This is a genomic window from Corynebacterium aquilae DSM 44791 (assembly GCF_001941445.1).
In the GTDB taxonomy this organism is placed as follows: Bacteria; Actinomycetota; Actinomycetes; order Mycobacteriales; family Mycobacteriaceae; genus Corynebacterium; species Corynebacterium aquilae.
In genome coordinates this window covers 2,731,007-2,749,123 of record NZ_CP009245.1, presented here as the reverse complement: position 1 = coordinate 2,749,123, position 18,117 = coordinate 2,731,007, and the positions used below count along the sequence as shown (strand labels likewise).

General features: G+C 63.2%; 11 protein-coding genes and 1 pseudogene. 10 read left to right on the top strand and 2 right to left on the bottom strand.

Features of this window, described 5'->3' with window-relative positions:
- Positions 1 to 58: 58 nt before the first annotated feature.
- Entirely contained in the window at positions 59 to 1,804 is a 1,746-nt protein-coding gene (locus CAQU_RS11605; RefSeq protein ID WP_075727928.1) for a glycerol-3-phosphate dehydrogenase/oxidase, read from the bottom strand.
- A gap of 639 nt (positions 1,805 to 2,443) precedes the next feature.
- On the opposite strand from CAQU_RS11605, the gene CAQU_RS11600 reads away from it, so the two are divergent.
- On the top strand, positions 2,444 to 4,396 hold the full coding sequence (locus CAQU_RS11600; RefSeq protein ID WP_075727926.1) for an HAD-IIB family hydrolase: 1,953 nt from the start codon (positions 2,444 to 2,446) through the stop codon (positions 4,394 to 4,396).
- The gene (locus CAQU_RS11595) at positions 4,393 to 5,265 is read left to right on the top strand and encodes an HAD family hydrolase (protein WP_075727924.1); all 873 of its coding nucleotides are present in this window, start codon (positions 4,393 to 4,395) and stop codon (positions 5,263 to 5,265) included. The genes CAQU_RS11600 and CAQU_RS11595 overlap by 4 nt, the downstream gene beginning before the upstream one ends.
- 586 nt (positions 5,266 to 5,851) lie before the next feature.
- On the opposite strand, the pseudogene CAQU_RS13320 reads toward CAQU_RS11595, so the two are convergent.
- A pseudogene (locus tag CAQU_RS13320) lies at positions 5,852 to 6,802 on the bottom strand (peptidoglycan recognition protein family protein); the annotation flags it as partial.
- A gap of 778 nt (positions 6,803 to 7,580) precedes the next feature.
- Here CAQU_RS13320 and glf point away from each other — a divergent pair.
- The 8 genes from glf (at position 7,581) to CAQU_RS11550 (ending at position 18,076) form a co-directional block, all read left to right on the top strand.
- A complete protein-coding gene (gene glf / locus CAQU_RS11585) occupies positions 7,581 to 8,735 on the top strand; it encodes a UDP-galactopyranose mutase (RefSeq protein ID WP_075727920.1) in 1,155 nt (384 codons plus the stop codon).
- Positions 8,736 to 8,834: 99 nt separating this feature from the next.
- Positions 8,835 to 9,266 (top strand): GtrA family protein, encoded by a 432-nt coding sequence (locus CAQU_RS11580; protein WP_245797267.1) that lies wholly within the window; start codon positions 8,835 to 8,837, stop codon positions 9,264 to 9,266.
- 918 nt (positions 9,267 to 10,184) lie between these two features.
- The gene (locus tag CAQU_RS11575) at positions 10,185 to 11,348 is read left to right on the top strand and encodes an RtcB family protein (RefSeq protein ID WP_075727918.1); all 1,164 of its coding nucleotides are present in this window, start codon (positions 10,185 to 10,187) and stop codon (positions 11,346 to 11,348) included.
- Between the two features lie 495 nt (positions 11,349 to 11,843).
- Positions 11,844 to 12,890, top strand: a complete 1,047-nt coding sequence (locus tag CAQU_RS11570; protein WP_157109010.1) for a hypothetical protein — start codon at positions 11,844 to 11,846, stop codon at positions 12,888 to 12,890.
- Positions 12,891 to 13,284: 394 nt separating this feature from the next.
- Positions 13,285 to 15,264: a glycosyltransferase gene (locus tag CAQU_RS11565; protein WP_075727914.1), complete on the top strand. Its 1,980-nt coding sequence runs from the start codon at positions 13,285 to 13,287 to the stop codon at positions 15,262 to 15,264.
- A complete protein-coding gene (locus CAQU_RS11560; RefSeq protein ID WP_075727912.1) occupies positions 15,254 to 15,784 on the top strand; it encodes a phosphatase PAP2 family protein in 531 nt (176 codons plus the stop codon). The genes CAQU_RS11565 and CAQU_RS11560 overlap by 11 nt, the downstream gene beginning before the upstream one ends.
- Positions 15,781 to 16,761 (top strand): decaprenyl-phosphate phosphoribosyltransferase, encoded by a 981-nt coding sequence (locus CAQU_RS11555; protein ID WP_211276116.1) that lies wholly within the window; start codon positions 15,781 to 15,783, stop codon positions 16,759 to 16,761. Before CAQU_RS11560 ends, CAQU_RS11555 begins: the two co-directional genes overlap by 4 nt.
- 301 nt (positions 16,762 to 17,062) lie before the next feature.
- Complete coding sequence (locus tag CAQU_RS11550; RefSeq protein ID WP_075727909.1) at positions 17,063 to 18,076, top strand: alpha/beta hydrolase; 1,014 nt, start codon at positions 17,063 to 17,065, stop codon at positions 18,074 to 18,076.
- The last annotated feature ends 41 nt before the right edge of the window (positions 18,077 to 18,117 follow it).

Below are 18,117 nucleotides of genomic sequence, written 5' to 3'. Positions count from 1 at the left end.
GAAAAGGGGGGGTGCGGTACGCGTGGTGGCCCGCGTCGGCCGGGCGCAGGTTGACGGTTTAGCGGTCCTGCGTCAGGTCGATGTTCTTGCGGGCATAGGGTGCCTTAGCTGCGATGCTGTTGGCGGCCTGGTCGGTGAGTTCCTTTTCGGCGGCCAGGGCTGCTTCGGTGAACTCGGTGAAGATGCGGACTTCTTCGTCGATGCGGGCCTGGTCCCAGTCGAGGTACTGGGCCATGAGCTCGGCGACGGGCTGGGCGCATTCGATGCCGCGGTGGCCGTATTCCATGGTGATGCGCAGGCGGCGGCTGAGTACGTCGTCGAGGTGGATGGCACCTTCGTGGGTGACGGCGTAGGCGACTTCTGCCAGCAGGTAGGCCTCGGCGCCGGGCACCGGCTTGAGCAGTTCGGGCTTGTCCTTGGCTTCTGCGAGAACCTCGAACATCAGGGAGCCGTAGCGGCCGAGGAGGTGTTCGACCTGGACGCGGCTGAGGCCGAGTTCTTCGGCCAGGGCCGGAACCTTGTTGGCCAGTGCGTGGTAGCCGTCGGCGCCGAGCAGCGGCACCTGGGTGGTGACGGATTCGGGCACCTTCTTCGGCACGTCCTGGACGGCGGCGTCGATGGCGTCCTTACCGATGACGCGGTAGGTGGTGTACTTGCCGCCGGCGACGGAGACCATGCCGGGGGCGACGCGGGCGACGGCGTGGTTGCGGGACAGGTTGGTGGTGGAGTCGGAGGAGCCCTCGAGCAGGGGGCGCAGGCCGGAGTACACACCAACGATGTCTTCGGGACGGATTTGGCGCTTCACCTTGGCGTTGACGTGGTCGAGGATGTACTCGATGTCTTCCTTGGTGGCGGCCGGGTTGGCCAGGTTGAGTTTCCAGTCGGTGTCGGTGGTGCCGATGATCCAGTATTCGCCCCAGGGGATGACGAACAGGACGGACTTTTCGGTCACGAAGGTCATGGCGACTTCGCCTTCGAGGACGTCCTTCGGCACGACGATGTGTACGCCCTTGGAGGTGTGGACCTTGAACTTGCCGGTAACACCGGCGAGGTTTTGCAGCTCGTCGTTCCAGATGCCGGTGGCGTTGACGAAGACGTGGCCGTGGATGGTGGTGGTGCGGCCGGTGTCGGTGTCGACGAGGTGGGCGCCGGTGACGCGGCTGCCGTCTTTTTCGAACCCGGTGACCTGGGTGGAGGGGCGGATGGTGGCGCCGAAGTGGGCGGCGGTGCGCAGCACCATCATGGTGTGGCGGGCGTCGTCGACGAGGGTGTCGAAGTAGCGGACGCCGCCGACGAGGGCGTCTTCTTTCAGGCCGCCAGCGAGCTTCAGGGTGCCCTTGCGGGTGAGGTGCTTTTGCATCGGCACGGTCTTCGCGCCGCCCATGAGGTCATAGAGCATGAAGCCGGAGGCCATGTAGGGGCGCTCCCAGACGCGGTGGGTCAGCGGGAAGACGAACTTCAGTGGCTTGACCAGGTGGGGTGCCAGGGTGGACATGGACAGCTCGCGCTCACGCAGGGATTCTGCGACGAGTTTGAAGTCCAGCATGGCCAGGTAGCGCAGGCCGCCGTGGAACATCTTGGAGGAGCGGGAGGAGGTGCCGCCGGCGAAGTCGCGGGTTTCGACGACTGCGACTTTCAGGCCACGGGTGGCGGCGTCGAGGGCTGCGCCCGCGCCGACGGAGCCGCCGCCGATGATGACGACGTCGTAGTGCTCGGTGCCGAAGTCCTCCCAGGCCTTTTCCTGTTGTTCCTTGTTCAAGGCTGCGCTGGGGGCGAGGTATCCCTGGTGGTGTGCGTGAGTCATGACAGTGTTGACCTTCTCGGATGGAATGCGTCGGCGGGGTAACCAGGCGCGGTGGTAGAAATCCGTGGGGCTGGTCTTTTTCGCCGATGGTGGGATGTATCTGTGGTGCACCGGTTTAGGGGGCGTGGCCTGGGGCCTGTGTCCTCAGCGCCGGTGCGTGGTGCCCCAATTCGGGGGCAATGAAGCCAGGCTATCAAATGCGATGTATCGCACGTCACGAAACGAAATTCAGGTGCTGTGGGTCACTTTGCAAGTGGAAGGTGGGGCGGGTGGGTTTGTCTGTACCCACCTGACCCGTTGGGGTGTTTCACCCCCAATGGGGGCGAAAAATGGGCGGGCCGGGTGATGTTTCTGTGGCCTAAATGGGGGTGATTTTAGCGATGGTGAATTGGGTCACAGGTATCGGTCGGGCGCCGTTTATGAGAGTGAAGGTGTCGGATAAATATGCCGTCTTCCCGGCCAAATAGACGATCGCCCCGGTGTCTGCGACAGCGGATACCACTTGGCTAAAAGCGCATGACTGTGCCGCATCCGGCCTGGTGGTCGACTGGGCGCGGGCGTGGTGTGCGGCGCGTGAGCTCAGACATTTTTCGACGCGAAGCGAAAGTGTTAACCGAAAGCTCATGTAAGGTAAGGCACATGCGCAGCGACCGTTTTTACCACACCGTCATCCGCTTCGTCCGCGGCGTTTTCAAGGCCCAAGGCCTGCGGTTTAACATCACCGGCACCGAGAACCTCCCCACGGGTGGCGCGGTCGTCGTTGCCAACCACACCGGCTATCTCGACTTCACCTACGTGGGCATCCCCTTCTGGGAGCAGCAGCGCCGCGTGGTGCGCTTTATGGCGAAAGCGGAAGTGTGGAAAAACCCCATCGGTGGTCCCGTCATGCGGGGCATGGGCCACATCCCCGTCGATCGCATCGATACTGAGCAGTCCTACCGGGAAGCGGTCCGCAATCTCAAAGACGGCGAGCTGGTTGGCATTTTCCCCGAAGGCACCGTCTCGCGCAGCTTGGAGATCAAGAAGCTGCGCACCGGCGCGGTGCGCATGGCCTTGGAGGCCGGCGTGCCCATCGTGCCCGTGATCCTCATCGGCTCCCAGCGGGTGTGGCCCAAGTGGGGCACTAAGCACCTGGGGCGCTCCAACACCCCGATCGAAATCGATGTGCTGCCCCAGTGGATGCCGCCGAAAGACATCGACATCAACGATGCCACCATGCAGCTGCGGCACATCATGGCAGAGGGCCTGACCAACCTGTGGGATCGCTACGCCAAGCGCCACGGGCCCTTGCCCGAAGGGGCGGAATGGATTCCCGCCCGCTTCGGCGGTAGCGCCCTGACCCTGGAGGAAGCCCAAAAGCTCGACGACGAAATCGTCGCCGAGCGCCGGCGCGTGCGCCAGCTGCGCGACGACCTAGAAGCTTTGGCCGACAAGGTCGCCGCCACCGTTGCCAGCATCTCGACCACTTCCAAGGAACTGGTCGTGCAATCCGCCGAGACCACCGCCAACCAGGCGGCCGCCACGGCGGCCACCACCCGCAGCATGCTGGAGCAGCTCGCCGACGATGCGGCCAGCGGCGCGAAGGAAGGCGCGGCCAAGCTGTCCGCCGCCGGCGAGCGGCTCAAGGAGCTCGCCGCCCAAATCCCCGCGACCGTCCCGCAGGCTAGCACCGATGCCCTCAACCAGCTGATCGCAGAAGCCAAGCAGATCCGCGATCGCCTGCCCCACCGCGTCAGCAGCCGAGTACACAAGCTGCCCGAGGCGGTAGTCACCGATATTGACGGCACCATCGCCGAAAACGGCGTGGTGCGGGAGCAAGCCATTGCCACCTTCAAGCAGCTGCGCAGCCTCGACGTCGACGTGTTCCTGGCCACCGGGCGTGCCCCGGAAGAACTCGACACGATCTTGAGCCAGATCCCCTTCCGGCCCACCGTCATCGCCGCCAACGGTGCCCTGGTTGTTGACACCAGCCTGCTGGACGAGGGGGAGGCGCTCAGCGCCGACAACGCCTCCACCGCCATCGTCTACGACCGCAGTTTCGATGAGGGCACCGCCCATGCGGTGGTGGAGGCCTTCAACGCAGCCCGCGTGGCGGCCCATGGCACCGCCCTGGGCGAGATGAGCATCCACGCCCACCGGGTTGCCGGCCAGGCCGTCAAATTCACCGTCAGTGCCGAAGCTCCGGCCCCCGCAATTGCCGCCGCCCTGGCCGAAGAACTCGCCAGCGCCGACGTGGCTGCCACCGCGAGCTTTTCCGCCTCCTACGGCTACGCCGAAATCATGCCGGCCGGCGTGAACAAGGGCAGCAGCCTGAAGTGGCTGCTGGAGGAACACAACATCAAGCCCGGCCGGGTCATCGCCTTCGGTGACATGCGCAACGATGTGGAGATGCTCGACCTGGTTGGTACCGGTGTTGCCATGGGGCGCGGTGACGCGGAGTTGATCAACAACGCCAAATGGGTCACCAGCCCGGTCGACTGCGACGGGGTATCGATGTTCCTCGCCGACATTATCGAGCGCGAACAACTTCGCCGCGCCGAAAGCGATGCCACCCCAGAGGAGCACCCCGGCGACGGGAACGACACCAAGTGAGCGCGGTCGTCCCCACCCTCACCCCCAGCGCCGACGCCCCCCTTCTGGTCGCCACCGACGTCGACGGCACCCTGATTAACTCCCAGGAGCGCATCAGCGCCCGCACCCGGCAGGTCATTGCCCGCATGACCCGCGCCGGCACCGTGCTGGCGCTGGCCACCGGAAGGCCACCCCGCTGGATCTTTCCCGTGCTGGAACAGCTCAACGTGCGGCCCACCTGTGTGTGCGCCAACGGGGCGATCCTGTACGACTCCGCCACCGACACCATCCTGTCCACCCGCGCATTAGAGCCGACGGTGCTGCACCAGATTGCGGCCATTGCCCGGGATACCTTCGCCGATCATGGCGGTGTCGGCTTCGCCGTGGAGCGCGCCGGAACGAGCGCTTTTGAGGACGCCAGCAACCTATTTGCCACCGCCCCTGACTATGACCACGCGTGGGAGTCCGTGGAGCATGGCATCCAGGAGGAGGCCGAACTTTTCGGCACGCCCGCCATCAAGCTGCTGCTGCGCAGCACCAGCTTGTCTTCTGCGGAGATGTTCGCACTCATCGGCCCTAACATCCCTCAGGATCTGGCCCATGTCACCTACAGCTTTGGCGACGGTCTGGTTGAGGTCGCAGCTCCCGGCGTGACTAAGGAGGTCGGGGTGCGGGAGCTGGCATCGCTGATCGGTGCCAGCCGGCAGGAAGTCGCCTGCTTTGGGGATATGCCCAACGATTGCGAAATGCTTACCTGGGCCGGCTGGGGTGTGGCCATGGGAAACGCCCCCGACATCGTTAAACAGTGCGCCAACGAGGTCACCGCCACCAATGATGAGGATGGTGTGGCGCGGGTGCTGGAGCGCTGGTTTCCCGCCACGAGTTCTTAGAAAAGCCCGTCCGCTTCCAAACCACATAACCCTGCCGACTCGCCCCCACCGAGCTCTGGGGTAGTTGGGTAGTGGGGTAGTGGGGGAGGTGTGTGCCGGGTATGTGATGGGTGTGTGACTGGTGTGTGGCCGGTGCGTGACTGCTGTTGTGGTTGCTGTTGTGGCTGGTGTGTGCGGGGTGTGCGACAGGTGCAGGGCGGGGTGTGGTGGGGTTGTAAGGGGAGGGGTTTATGCAAAAAGCTCGGGACAACAGGCGCGGTAGGGGTGCGCTGTTGTCCCGAGCTTTCAAAAGGCCGTGGCCGACAATGTTTTCGGCCAGGGGCTTATCTGGCCGCTATTGGCGGTAGGGGCGGGTGGCTTCTTCGATGCGCTGGGCGGCATCGATGGCGGTTTTGAGGGTGTCGACCATGTCTTTCAGGTCGGCCTCGGTGTTGCCGGTGCCGGTGTTGGTGGCGGCGGGGGCGTTGTCTTCGCTGGAGGCGGACACGCTGGAGCCCACCACCTTGGACAGGGCGCTGTCGTTGAGCTCGTCGTCTTTGGTGCCGCCGGGGGTGTCCGGGGTGACGGTGGTCAGGTCCTTGGTGCCCGGGCTGGTGCTGTCCGAGGTTGTCGGCGGGGTGGTGACCGAGTTTCCGGGGGTGGAGACGTCGGTACCGGCCGAGAGGGCGTCGAACTTCTTCTTCGCGATCTGGCGGATCTCACCCATGTGGCTGTAGCCGGCGTCGCCGGGGCAGGTGGTCAGGCCGACGTCGCGGTGGGCGAAGATGTTCGGCAGCGTGACCGAGGTGCCCTGCGGGTACTTGGTGTAGCGGGTGCCTTCGGAGATGTGGGTGTCGTATCCGGTGGGATCGAAGCCGGCCACGTAGGCGCGCCAGCCGGCGAGCTCGCCGACGGCTTTGATGGTGGCGGCAGAGGGCTGCACGGTGGAGTAGTCGCCCATCATGGAGATACCCCAGGTGTTTTCGTTGAAGCCACCGGCGTGGGCGCCTTGCACGGCACGGTTCAGGCCGCCGGCGCGGCCTTCGTAAATGGTGCCCCACTTATCAACCAGCGCGTTGTATCCCACATCGCACCAGCCCAGGGTTTGGGCGTGGTACTGGTAGATGCCACGCATGATGCTCTTGGCCTGCGACTTGGTGTAGTCGTTGGAGCCGGCGGTGTGGTGGATGGTGATGGCGGAGACGCCATCATCGATGGTGGGGTTTTGGCAACGCAGGGATTCGTTGGCGCCCCAGCCCTTGCGGGAGACCACGCGGGTCAGCCCGTCGGAGTCGGCGGTCAGTTCGATCTCGGGGCCGGCCTGCTCGTTGCCGTCGATGAACACGGCGTTGAGGTCGGCCGGCGGCTCAGCCGCGTCGACACCGGTGGTGGACACCTGGATGCGGGTGGTCGGGGCCACGTAGATCGGCTCGGTGCCCTGGGTGGTGGTGCTTTCCTTCTCGCTGAGGGTTTCCGCGTCGTACCACGGCGACCAGGAGCCGTCGGCCTGCTGCGCGCGGAAGAAGGCGGCGATGTCGTGATCGGAGGTCCAGGTCAGCGCGAACATGGAGAAGGGGTTCTCGCGGGTGAATTCGCGGACGGCCTTCGGTCCGGGGGCTTCGCCCTGGGACACGATCGCTGGATCGTCGACGACGACGGAGGCGCCGTCGGCGAAGGAGGTTTGCTCGATGGTGGCGTCGACGGGTGCGACATCTTCACCGTCGGTGACGACGAAGGTGTTGGTCGGCTCCGGGGTGGTAGCGACGTAGGAAACGCCTGCTGCAGCTGCCAGTGCGGTGACCGCGAGGGTGGCAGCGACGGGCCGCCGGGTGGTGCCGGCGAGCCGGCGTCGGTGGCGAGTGAACACAAAAACTCCCTGTGGTTCTAGTTAAGGACTGTGACACATGGTATCAGTGAAAAGATTGTTGTCTAGTGTGATTTGGGTTGTGTCGTGAGTTTTTCTTCAGCCTTCACGCCCACCCAACCCCCACACAATCCCCATACAATCCCCGAACCAACGCCCAACTAACGCCCGAGCAATGCCCAAGCAATCCCCCGCGCACAGTCCCACACTCGCCCCACCCAACGCCCTCACAGCACGCCCGCCCGCCCCAACCCCCGACCCCAAAAAGCCCAACCCCGGCCTTTAGGCCTAAAGCCCCAACCCCGGTGCAGCTTCGCCCCGATGAGCTCCGGTGTAGAGCTGCCCAAAGTGGCTGCGCCATAAACCCCCACCACCCCGGGGCAAAAACTTCCGGCTCACAGCCGGCACCAACCCTCGTGCCTGGGCGTGTAGCCAGGCAGCAGCACACCTGGGGCGTGTTAGCTTGGTGGTTATGACTTACGACCTCATTGTTGTTGGATCCGGGCTGTTCGGCCTCACCATCGCGGAACGCGCCGCCGACGCCGGCAAACGCGTCCTCATCGTCGAAAAGCGCAGCCACCTCGGTGGCAACGCCTACTCCGAAGCCGAGCCCGAAACCGGCATCGAGGTCCACAAATACGGCGCCCACCTGTTCCACACCTCCAACAAGCGCGTGTGGGATTACGTCAACAAGTTCACCACCTTCACCAACTACCAGCACCGCGTCTTCGCCATGCACAACGGCCAGGCCTACCAGTTCCCCATGGGCCTGGGGCTGATCGCCCAGTTCTTCGGCAAGTACTACAGCCCCGAGGAAGCCAAGGCGCTTATTGCCGAGCAGGCCGCCGAAATCGATACTGAGGACGCCACCAACCTGGAAGAAAAGGCCATCTCGCTGATTGGCCGGCCCCTCTACGAGGCGTTCATCCGCGACTACACCGCCAAGCAGTGGCAGACCGACCCCAAGGAACTGCCCGCCGCCAACATCACCCGCCTGCCGGTGCGCTACAACTTCGACAACCGCTACTTCAACGACACCTACGAGGGTCTGCCCACCGACGGCTACGCCGCCTGGCTGAACAACATGGCAGACAGCCCCAACATTGAGGTGCGCCTGAACACCGACTACTTCGCGGTCCGCGAGCAGCTGCGCGCCGACAGCCCCGATGCCCCGGTGGTCTACACCGGGCCGCTCGACCGGTACTTCGACTACGCGGAAGGCAAACTCGGCTGGCGCACCCTCGACTTCGACACCGAAGTGCTCAACATCCCCGACTTCCAGGGCACCCCGGTGATGAACTACAACGACGCCGACGTCGACTACACCCGCATCCACGAGTTCCGCCACTTCCACCCGGAGCGCGCCGAGTCCTACCCCAAGGACAAGACGGTCATCATGAAGGAATACTCCCGCTTCGCCGAAGGTGAAGACGAGCCCTACTACCCGATCAACACCCCCGAAGATCGCGAAAAGCTGTTGGCCTACCGCCAGCGCGCGGAGGAAGAAACCGCCAACAACAAGGTCTACTTCGGCGGCCGCCTGGGCACCTACCAGTACCTCGACATGCACATGGCGATTGCCTCCGCCCTGAGTATGTGGGACAACAAGCTCAAAGACCTGCTCTAGGATGAGCCTGCGAGCCACATCGGCGAAGTTTTTGCTCCCACGACTGCTCGGCAACAAGCAGCCCTGGTGAACACCACTGAAGAAAACCAGGTGAGTTAAGTGAAAAAGATTCTGTCCGCGCGCAAGGCACGGTTTACCCGCAACCCGCTCAAAGGCCTGACCAAGCAGCTTGTCCGCTTCGTGCTCGTCGGCATTGTCAGCGCCTGCGTCGACTACGGATCCCGCACCCTGCTGCTGCACGTGGTCAGCCCCATGCTGGCCCGCGGCGGCTCCTACATCCTGGGCTCCACCTGCGCGTACTTCCTCAACTCCTTTTTCACCTTCTCCGGGGAGCGCACCCGCGCAGAAATGACCCGCGCGGCCCTAAGCTACGTGTTCTGCTTCATCGCCGCCGTCGGCGTGGACGCCATCGTCCGCAACATCTACCACGGGCCGATGTACATGTTCCTCGCCTGGTTCTTCTCCCAAGCAGTCGCCACCGTGCTGAACTTCCTCCTCCAGCGCAACTGGGTCTTCCAATCCCGCAGCTAACTCCGCAGTCAACACCCTCGAAGGACACCTCCTTCGGGGGTATTTTTTCTGCCTCCATCCCCGCCTCGCGCCGCAACGTATAACAGCGTGCGCCACCGGCGCTGAAGGCAAGCGGGCGCGCCGGGTCGTCGTTGCATCTTTTTGCAGTGCCGCTTTCGTGGTGGAAGCCCGTAAACAACAACAGACACCAGCACGAAAAACTCAGGTCATCAAGGGGAAATCGCGGTGAAACTGCGCTCACAGCAGGGGAGGAGATCGTGTGGTCACGAACCTCCGGCCTCACCGCTGCCGCGTGCCCTAAATGCGCTGGGCTGCCGGGGCGATAAACACATAGCCTGTAGCATTTCGTCTCATACAGTCGGGGGTAAAGGAATATCGGGGCAGGTGTTGACGAGATAACCGGGTTGCCTGTACTGCTTGGTAACTAGGCGCCAGCCCCGAAACACACCCATGGATGTGGTGTGGCGGGCAATCGTGGCGCCTAAGTCCAAGTAATTTGTTCGTTTTTCGCCTGGTTTCAAGGAGCCAAAAGCTATGTCACGCAAGCAGTCATATCTGCACCAGCAGCAGCTGTGTGCTGAATTTGTGCTGCAGCAACTGCAGGAGACATAGCGCTCATCCAGGCCCCCGCGCGCTGGATGACCAGCGCGCATACGGGACACAAACGACAAATATCACCTGGCAGCCACACCGCCACCACGCTGGCCACCGGCCCAGGATCCTCGCGCAAACAGGCGGCATAGATGCCCCCGCGAGATGTCTTAAAAAAATCCCCTTTTGTGAACTGGTTATCCCGCACCCGGGAATCGCGCCCCACTATCCCGCACTATCCCGCGCACCTTTTGCCGCGTGGGGTAAAGCCAAAGGGTTTGCGAAAAAACAAACAACCACTTCACAACCCACGAAAGGGGACACACCATGTCCGCGAAAGAAATCAAGAACTTTGCCAGCCTCATCGAGGACCAAGTCCTAGAGCAGGCACAGATGACCGCCTCCCTGCCGTTTATCTACCCGCACGTCGCGCTCATGCCCGACGCGCACTACGGCATGGGAAGCTCCGTCGGCACCGTCTTCGGCACCAAAGGGGCCATCATCCCGGCGGCCGTTGGCGTCGACATAGGCTGCGGAATGATCGGGGTGAGAACCCACCTCCGGGCCGCAGATCTTGCAGGCAAAGACTTGGTTGCCCTTAGGGATGCCATTGAGGCGGCCATCCCCTTGAGCCCGGGAAACTACAACTCCTGGCACATCGAGGGCACCGCCGATGCGCGCTGCCGGGAACTCGACGCACTCGCCAAAGACACGGGTGTGGATCTGAGCCACTCCCCGAAGTGGCGGCAGCAGCTCGGCAGCCTGGGCGGCGGCAACCACTTCATCGAGCTCTGCCTCGACGAAGAAGACCACGTGTGGATGTTCCTGCACTCCGGCTCCCGGGGTGTGGGCAACAAGATCGCGCGCAAACACATCAACGCCGCGAAGAAGCAGGTGCGTGATGCGGGCGTGAAACTGGCCAGCAAGGATCTTGCCTACCTCACCGAGGGCACGCCCGAGTTCGATTCCTACCTCGCAGACCTTGCGTGGGCGCAGCGCTTCGCCTACTTAAACCGCGAGGAAATGATGGATCGCTTCCGCGACTGCTTGGCCGACTTCGTCGGCGAAGACATTGTGGAAGAACAGCGCATCAACTGCCACCACAACTACACCGTGCCGGAAGATCACTACGGGCAGACCGTGTGGTTGACCCGCAAAGGTGCGGTGTTGGCAGACGCTGGCACCCCGGCGCTGATCCCCGGTTCCATGGGTACGCGCTCCTACGTCGTGCGTGGCAAAGGCAATGCCGAGGCGCTGCGATCGGCACCCCACGGCGCGGGGCGGCGGATGAGTCGCACGGAGGCCAAAAAAGCCTTCACCGCCGGCGACCTCGATCGCCGTATGGCCGGCATCGTCTACCGCCATGGCGATGAATGGGTGGACGAAATTCCGGACGCCTACAAGGACATCGACCAGGTGATGGAAGACGCCGCCCCGCTCGTGGAGGTCGTCCACACCTTGCGCCAGGTGCTCAACGTCAAAGGCACCTAGACGTTGACACCCCACCGTGCAGCACCCGACATCCGAGATTCTCGGGCGCCGGGTGCTGCAGGCGTGTCGGATGGTGGGGCGTGGAGCCCGCGAACAGTGCCCCACGGAGCAAAATTGTTGTGAAACTGGTGAATCTGGAAAACACCAGGTCGGAGTCCATGCTGCGCGCGAAGAATGCATGCTGCATTCGGGCTACATGGCCAGGTGTCGCGGTGCATGGCGACCATGCCGCCCGATGGGGTGCGCCGTGAACACTGCAAAGGGGCCCAGGCGTGGGAAGGCAAAAAGTATGCGGTTTTAGCCTTTAAAGCCCCGCGGGAAATCACTATGTTGAGAGGTATGTCACAAGTTACGCTTCATAATCGCCCAAGCGTTTTCACGCGCGCTGAGTTCGTCAAACCGAAACTCACCACACCGCATGGATTCACTACTGGACTCGGAGCCATTGCTGGCGTTATCGTCGGCCTCTTACTCGGGTTCAAACTGATGGAAGTGGTGGCTAAAGTCTCCGACCATCCAGCTGCCATCGCCTTGTCCTGCGTGGCCCTGCTCTTGTTGGTCATTTACGTGGCCGTACTCCCCGCACGATGGTTTTGGGTGGGCAAAACCTACTCCACCTTCGTGCGCCACCGACAGGAATTCCTAGAGCAGATGGACGAGATGGACGCACAGCTGCGAGCACTGCCAGAAGAGTTCGTCTCCAAGGAACAACTGCGGCACTGGGAGGCACTCTGCGAGCGCATGCGCGCCTACGGTGACCTTCCCCCACGACGCACACTGCTCAACATCAGAACAGTCAACCCCCTCATTTTCCCCCTCACCAAGGGCACAAAGAGCGGCGGCGAATTCAAGGGTCCGCTGGTTCAAGACGGAACCGAGTACCTGATGATTCGGCGCGCGTTGGAGTGGATCGAGGCCATCGACAACGGCGAAGAGTTCGCGCGCAAAACCGCCGCCGGCGAACTCCGCATGTCCCTGCTCACTGTCACAGAATCCAACGTCCCAGGAGCCTCGAAGGGCGACAACGCCGCGCTGCGCGAACTGGCCAGCCAACTCGACACACTGCAGGAAAAGGCAAACTCGCCCGACTTCACCAGCGAATACTTGAGGATTGCCCGCGAGGCCGGCCAGCACCTCAGCACAATTGCCAGCGCACACTTTGATGGAGAAGATTTCGCCGACGAGTTTCTTCATACCCGCAAAGGCGGGCAGATCTGGGGCATCGTCTACGACGACGTCTTCGACCACAAGGCCGTCGCAGGCGCCGACACCATCGACAGTCTGCCCATCGCAGACCCCGGCCACTGGTTCCTCGGCCACAAGCGATGGATCCCCGGCGTTGGCGCACAAGGCCTCCACATCCCCGAACAGGTGGCGATGTGGAACGCCATCCGCTTCATCTCCTCCAATGAATGCGACACCAGCCACCCGTGGTTCCGCAACGCCGTCAAGCACAAGAAACGCAAAAAGTATGCCTGGATGTTCGAAGGCATGGGCGACACCATGGCCGGTAGCCGCATCGGCGCCCGCCTCGCGAGCTAACACCCCGATACATCACCGCTCACGGTGCACCACCACATGCCCGGCTGGTTGACCACACAACCGCCGGGCATCTGTGGTGAAAAGACCCCGCAGAACCCGATGGCACCGCACGCGATGAGTCGACTCACAGTAATTTCACACACCCTTTAAGGGCGTGGGGTGACACCCACACGCCACCGCACTACTAGGCTGGTTGCGTCAATAGTGCACCCACCGGCCACGTGGACTGCCGGCAGCACACCATATATATGGTGAACAGCCCGCAGCCCACACGGCGCCAACAATCCTTGGTGGTGGGATGCACACGACCCGCACAAAAGCATCCAGCCACCTTTTCACGGCAGGAAACACGTGCAGGTCACGAAGAAAAGTAAGGTCGTTAGAAGGGACCTAGGTGACTACTACTCAGGCTGTCGAGCAACTGCAACGCGTGCTACTTCCGCGCGCCGGCGAACCGCACGATGTGCGCTCCCTGTACCTGCTAGAAACCGACGGAACCCCACGCTCTAGCTGGGATAGCCGCACCACCGCGCACATCCCCGCAGGCGCAGAAGTCAGTTTCCAGACCTACTTCAACGCCTTCCCCGCCTCCTACTGGCGCCGCTGGTCCCAGCTGAACCAGGTCGTGCTGCGCGTCGAAATCACCGGCCAAGCACGCGTCGAGGTCTACCGCTCCAAGATCGACGGATCCCGCATCGGCTGCGGCGGACAAGACCTCAGCGACACCACCAACAACGGGGTGGCCGAATTCGTCCTCGACCTCGCCCCCTTCGAAGACGGCGGCTGGTACTGGTTCGACATCACCGCAGAAACCGACGTCGACCTGAAATCCGCCGGCTGGTACGCCCCCGCCGCCCCCGGCCCCCAGGTCCTGCCCGACGGCGGCACCGTCGGCCCCTTCGACAAGCGCGTCACCGTCGGCATCCCCACCTTCAACCGCCCAGCCGACGCCGTCGCCGCCCTCGAAGCACTCGCCAGCGACGCGGCCGTCGACGCCATCATCGACACCGTCATCATGCCTGACCAGGGCAACAAGCACCCCGCAGACGAACCCGGCTACCAGGAAGCCGTCGCTCACTTCGGCAAGCGATTCTTCGAATTCCGCCAAGGCAACCTCGGCGGCTCCGGCGGCTACTCCCGCATCATGTACGAAGCCCTCGGCGGGCCCGACGGCACCGGCGAGGCCGGAAAAGCCGAATCCCCCTACATCCTGTACATGGATGACGACATCGCCATCGAGCCCGACAGCGTCCTGCGCGCCCTCCAGGCCGCCCGCTACGCCAAAACCCCCATGCTCATCGGCGGCCAAATGCTCAACCTCCAAGAGCGCAGTCACCTGCACTCCATGGGCGAAGTCATCGACCGCGGCAGCTTCATGTGGACCTCCGCACCGCACGTCCACTACGACCACGACTTCTCCGAAATGCCTTTGAGCTACAAAAACAACACCTCAAAGGACCCGGACGTCAAGGACTCCCGCGACCTCCACCGCCGCATCGACGTCGACTACAACGGCTGGTGGATGTGCATGATCCCCCGCCACGTCGCCCAAGAAATCGGCCAACCCCTCCCGCTGTTCATCAAGTGGGACGACGCCGAATACGGCCTGCGCGCCGGCAAAGCCGGATACCCCACCGCCACCTGGCCCGGCATCGCCATCTGGCACATGGCCTGGTCCGACAAAGACGACGCCATCGACTGGCAGGCATACTTCCACCTGCGCAACCGCCTCATCGTCGCCGCCATCGACCACGACGGCGACGCCAAAGGCATCGTCAAATCCATGGCCAAAGCCACCTTCAAACACCTGCTCTGCCTCGAATACTCCACCGTCGCCATCCAAAACGAAGCGATGAAAGACTTCCTCGCCGGCCCCGAGCAGCTCTTCGACGTCCTCGAAACCTCCCTGCCGCGCATCAACGCCATGCGCAAAAACTACCCCGACGCAGTCGTCCTGCCCACCGCAGCTGACCTGCCCAAACCCACCGGCGCGCCGGGGGTGCCCACCAAGGACATCGGCGGCCGCCTTGCCCCCATCAAGAAGGGCATGTGGCTGCTCAAGGGACTCAAGCACTCCCTGTCGAGCCACAACGACGAGCACCACGAGGCACCCCAGGCGAACTTCGCCCCCATCGAGGCGCGCTGGTTTAGCCTGTCGCGTGTGGACGGTGCCACCGTCACCACCGCCGATGGGCGGGGCGTGGTCTACCGCAAGCGCGACCGCGACAAGGCCCGCGAGCTGGCCACCGAATCCTTCAAGCTGCAGAAGGAAGTGCTGGACCGCTTCGATGAAATGCAGCAGCGCTACCGCGCGGCACACAAGGACCTGACAAGCCTCGCGGCTTGGGAACGGATCTTCGGCAATGGCTCTTAACACCACCGACAAAGAAGCCGACCTGCTTTTCGCCCTGCAAAAAGCCGTCGGCACCAACCCCTATGTCCTCATGGGGGCGCGCGGGCTGTCCCATTTCGGGGAGCACGCGCTGGGCTGGTTCGCGCTTTCGGGTGCGGGCATGCTGCTTGACAGCAAGCGTCGTGCCGGCTGGGCAGCCGTCGGCGCCAGCGCTTTCGTGTCCCACGGGTTAAGCGTGGTCGTCAAGCGCATTGTGCGCCGGCCCCGCCCCCACGACCCGCGGCTGACCATCGGGGTGAGCACCCCCAGTAACCACAGTTTCCCGTCCAGCCACGCCACCTCCACGGCGGGCGCACTGGTGGCCACCGCACTGATTTTGCGAACCCCCTGGCCGGTTGTCGGTGTGCCTGTGATGATGGCTTCGCGTATGGTACTCGGGGTTCATTACCCCACAGACGTCGCCAGCGGCGCGGCACTCGGTGCCCTCACCGCAGTCGGTGTCGTTAAGGCAAGCGAAAAGATAGAGAAGGAATTCGCGTGAGCGAGCAACTTTTAGGCTCCGAACCCCACACAGCGGGTCTCGATGCGAGCGCCAGCGGCAAGAAACCGCCGAAGAATCTCGGCGACGCCATGATCAAGGCGCTGCGCCCCAAGCAGTGGGTCAAAAACGTCCTCGTGCTGGCAGCGCCGGCCGCCGCCGGCGGCGAGGTGCTGTTCCACCACCGCACCTTGATCGACGTCGCTATCGCCTTCGTCGTGTTCTGCATGGCCGCGTCCGCTATCTACCTGATCAACGACGCCCGCGACGTTGAGGCCGACCGGGCGCACCCCACCAAACGATTCCGTCCGATCGCCGCCGGCGTGCTGCCGGTGAACCTGGCCTACATCATGGCTGTGGTGCTGATCATTGGCAGCATCGGGGTATCCCTGCTGGCCACCAGCGGCATGAACCTGGCCATCGTGATGGCGATCTACATTGCCCTGCAGCTGGGCTACTGCTTCGGCTGGAAGCACCAGCCGGTGATCGACATTGCCTTGGTGTCCAGTGGTTTCATGCTGCGCACCATGGCCGGCGGCGTCGCCGGTGGTATCGCCTTGTCCCAGTGGTTCCTACTGGTCGCAGCCTTTGGTTCCCTGTTTATGGCCTCCGGTAAGCGCTATGCGGAAATCCTGCTCGCCCAGGAATCGGGTGCGAAGATCCGCAAGTCCCTGGAGGGCTACACGCCTACCTACCTGCGTTTCGTGTGGACCCTGTCGGCCACCGCCGTGGTGATGAGCTACGCGCTGTGGGGCTTCAACCTGTCTAAGGCCGCCATCGTCGACGGCGCGGGCGTGTGGTACCAGATTTCCATGGTGCCCTTTACTGTGGCGATCCTGCGTTACGCCGCCGATGTGGACCGCGGTGAGGGCGGCGCCCCGGACGAGATTGCCTTGTCCGACCGCACCCTGCAGGCACTCGCCTTGTTGTGGTTGGCCTGTATCGCGATGGCGGTCTACGTCATCCCCGCCTTCGGCTAGCCCAAAGAGGTTATTTGCCCCAGTCGGCCCCCTTTTTCCCACCGTAAAGTGCTTGCGCTTTTTATCGGTGGCAGGGCCGACTGGGGTGTTTTTTATGGGTCAGATGGGACTGGTGGGGCAAAAAGGTGCCTTAAGGTGCGCTGGCCGTGTACCTTAAAACGGTAACGATTCGGTCTCATTGCGAGATGTACCAGGCAGGTGCATCGTTCGTGCGATACTTCTGCCCCGCTGACGGCGGCGCAAAGGATTGTTCGAAAATGTTGTTAATGACCCGCCTGTACACCAACGGTTGAGGAGAATAATGTCCCTTCGAAAGCGCTTGCGCAGCATCGGCATGAAGGCCGCCGCTGTCGCGGTGGCTGCCGCAACAGCTTTGAGCGTGGCTGCCCCTGAAGCTCACGCCGGCAACCGCGATTGGTTGCGCCCGGATGCTACCGGCCACTGTGACTGGGATGGCGCCGGCTACTGGGTGCAGCGGTGTGACGTGTGGTCTCCCGCGATGAACCGCAGCATCCCGGTGCTGATCCAGCCCTCCGGGCGTGGCGGTGACGCTGGTTTCTACCTGCTCGACGGTATGCGTGCCGACGACAACCAGACCGGTTGGACGATGTTTGCGGACGCCCCGGCGACCTATGCGGATTCCAACATCAACCTGATCATGCCGATCGGTGGTGCTGGTTCCTTCTACACCGACTGGGACGCCCCGGCGACCTTTTCCGGCCCGCCGGTGCTGTACCGCTGGGAAACCTTCCTCACCTCCGAGCTGCCCGCCTACCTGCAGGCTAACTTCGGGGTGAACCCGAACCGCAACTCCATTGCTGGTTTGTCCATGGGCGGTACTGCCGCGATGAACTTGGCTGCCCGCCACCCGCAGCAGTTCCAGCAGGTGTTGAGCTTCTCCGGCTACTTGACCACCACCATGCCGGGTATGCAGACCCTGCTGCGCATGGCGCTGATTGATACCGGCGGGTTCAACATCAACTCGATGTACACCTCTATTTTGAGCCCCCGCCGTTTTGAGAACGACCCGTTCTGGAACATGGATGGTCTGCGCGGCAAGGACATTTACGTTTCTGCGTCCACCGGTTTGTGGACCCCGGCCGATATGGGTCTGCCGCTCGGCCCGCGGGTGATGGGTTGGGCCCTGGAGAACATGGCCCGTAACTCCACCGCCGCCTGGGAGATGAAGGCGCGTGCTTCCGGACTGAACCCGACCGTGGATTACATCCCGGCTGGTGTGCACAACTGGGGTATCTGGACTGATCAGCTGCACCGCACCAAGGGCCGCGTGCTCGATGTGATGGGTGCCTGGTAAACCCCGGCCACAATAAAGCCATTGGGCAAAGCCCGCACTGC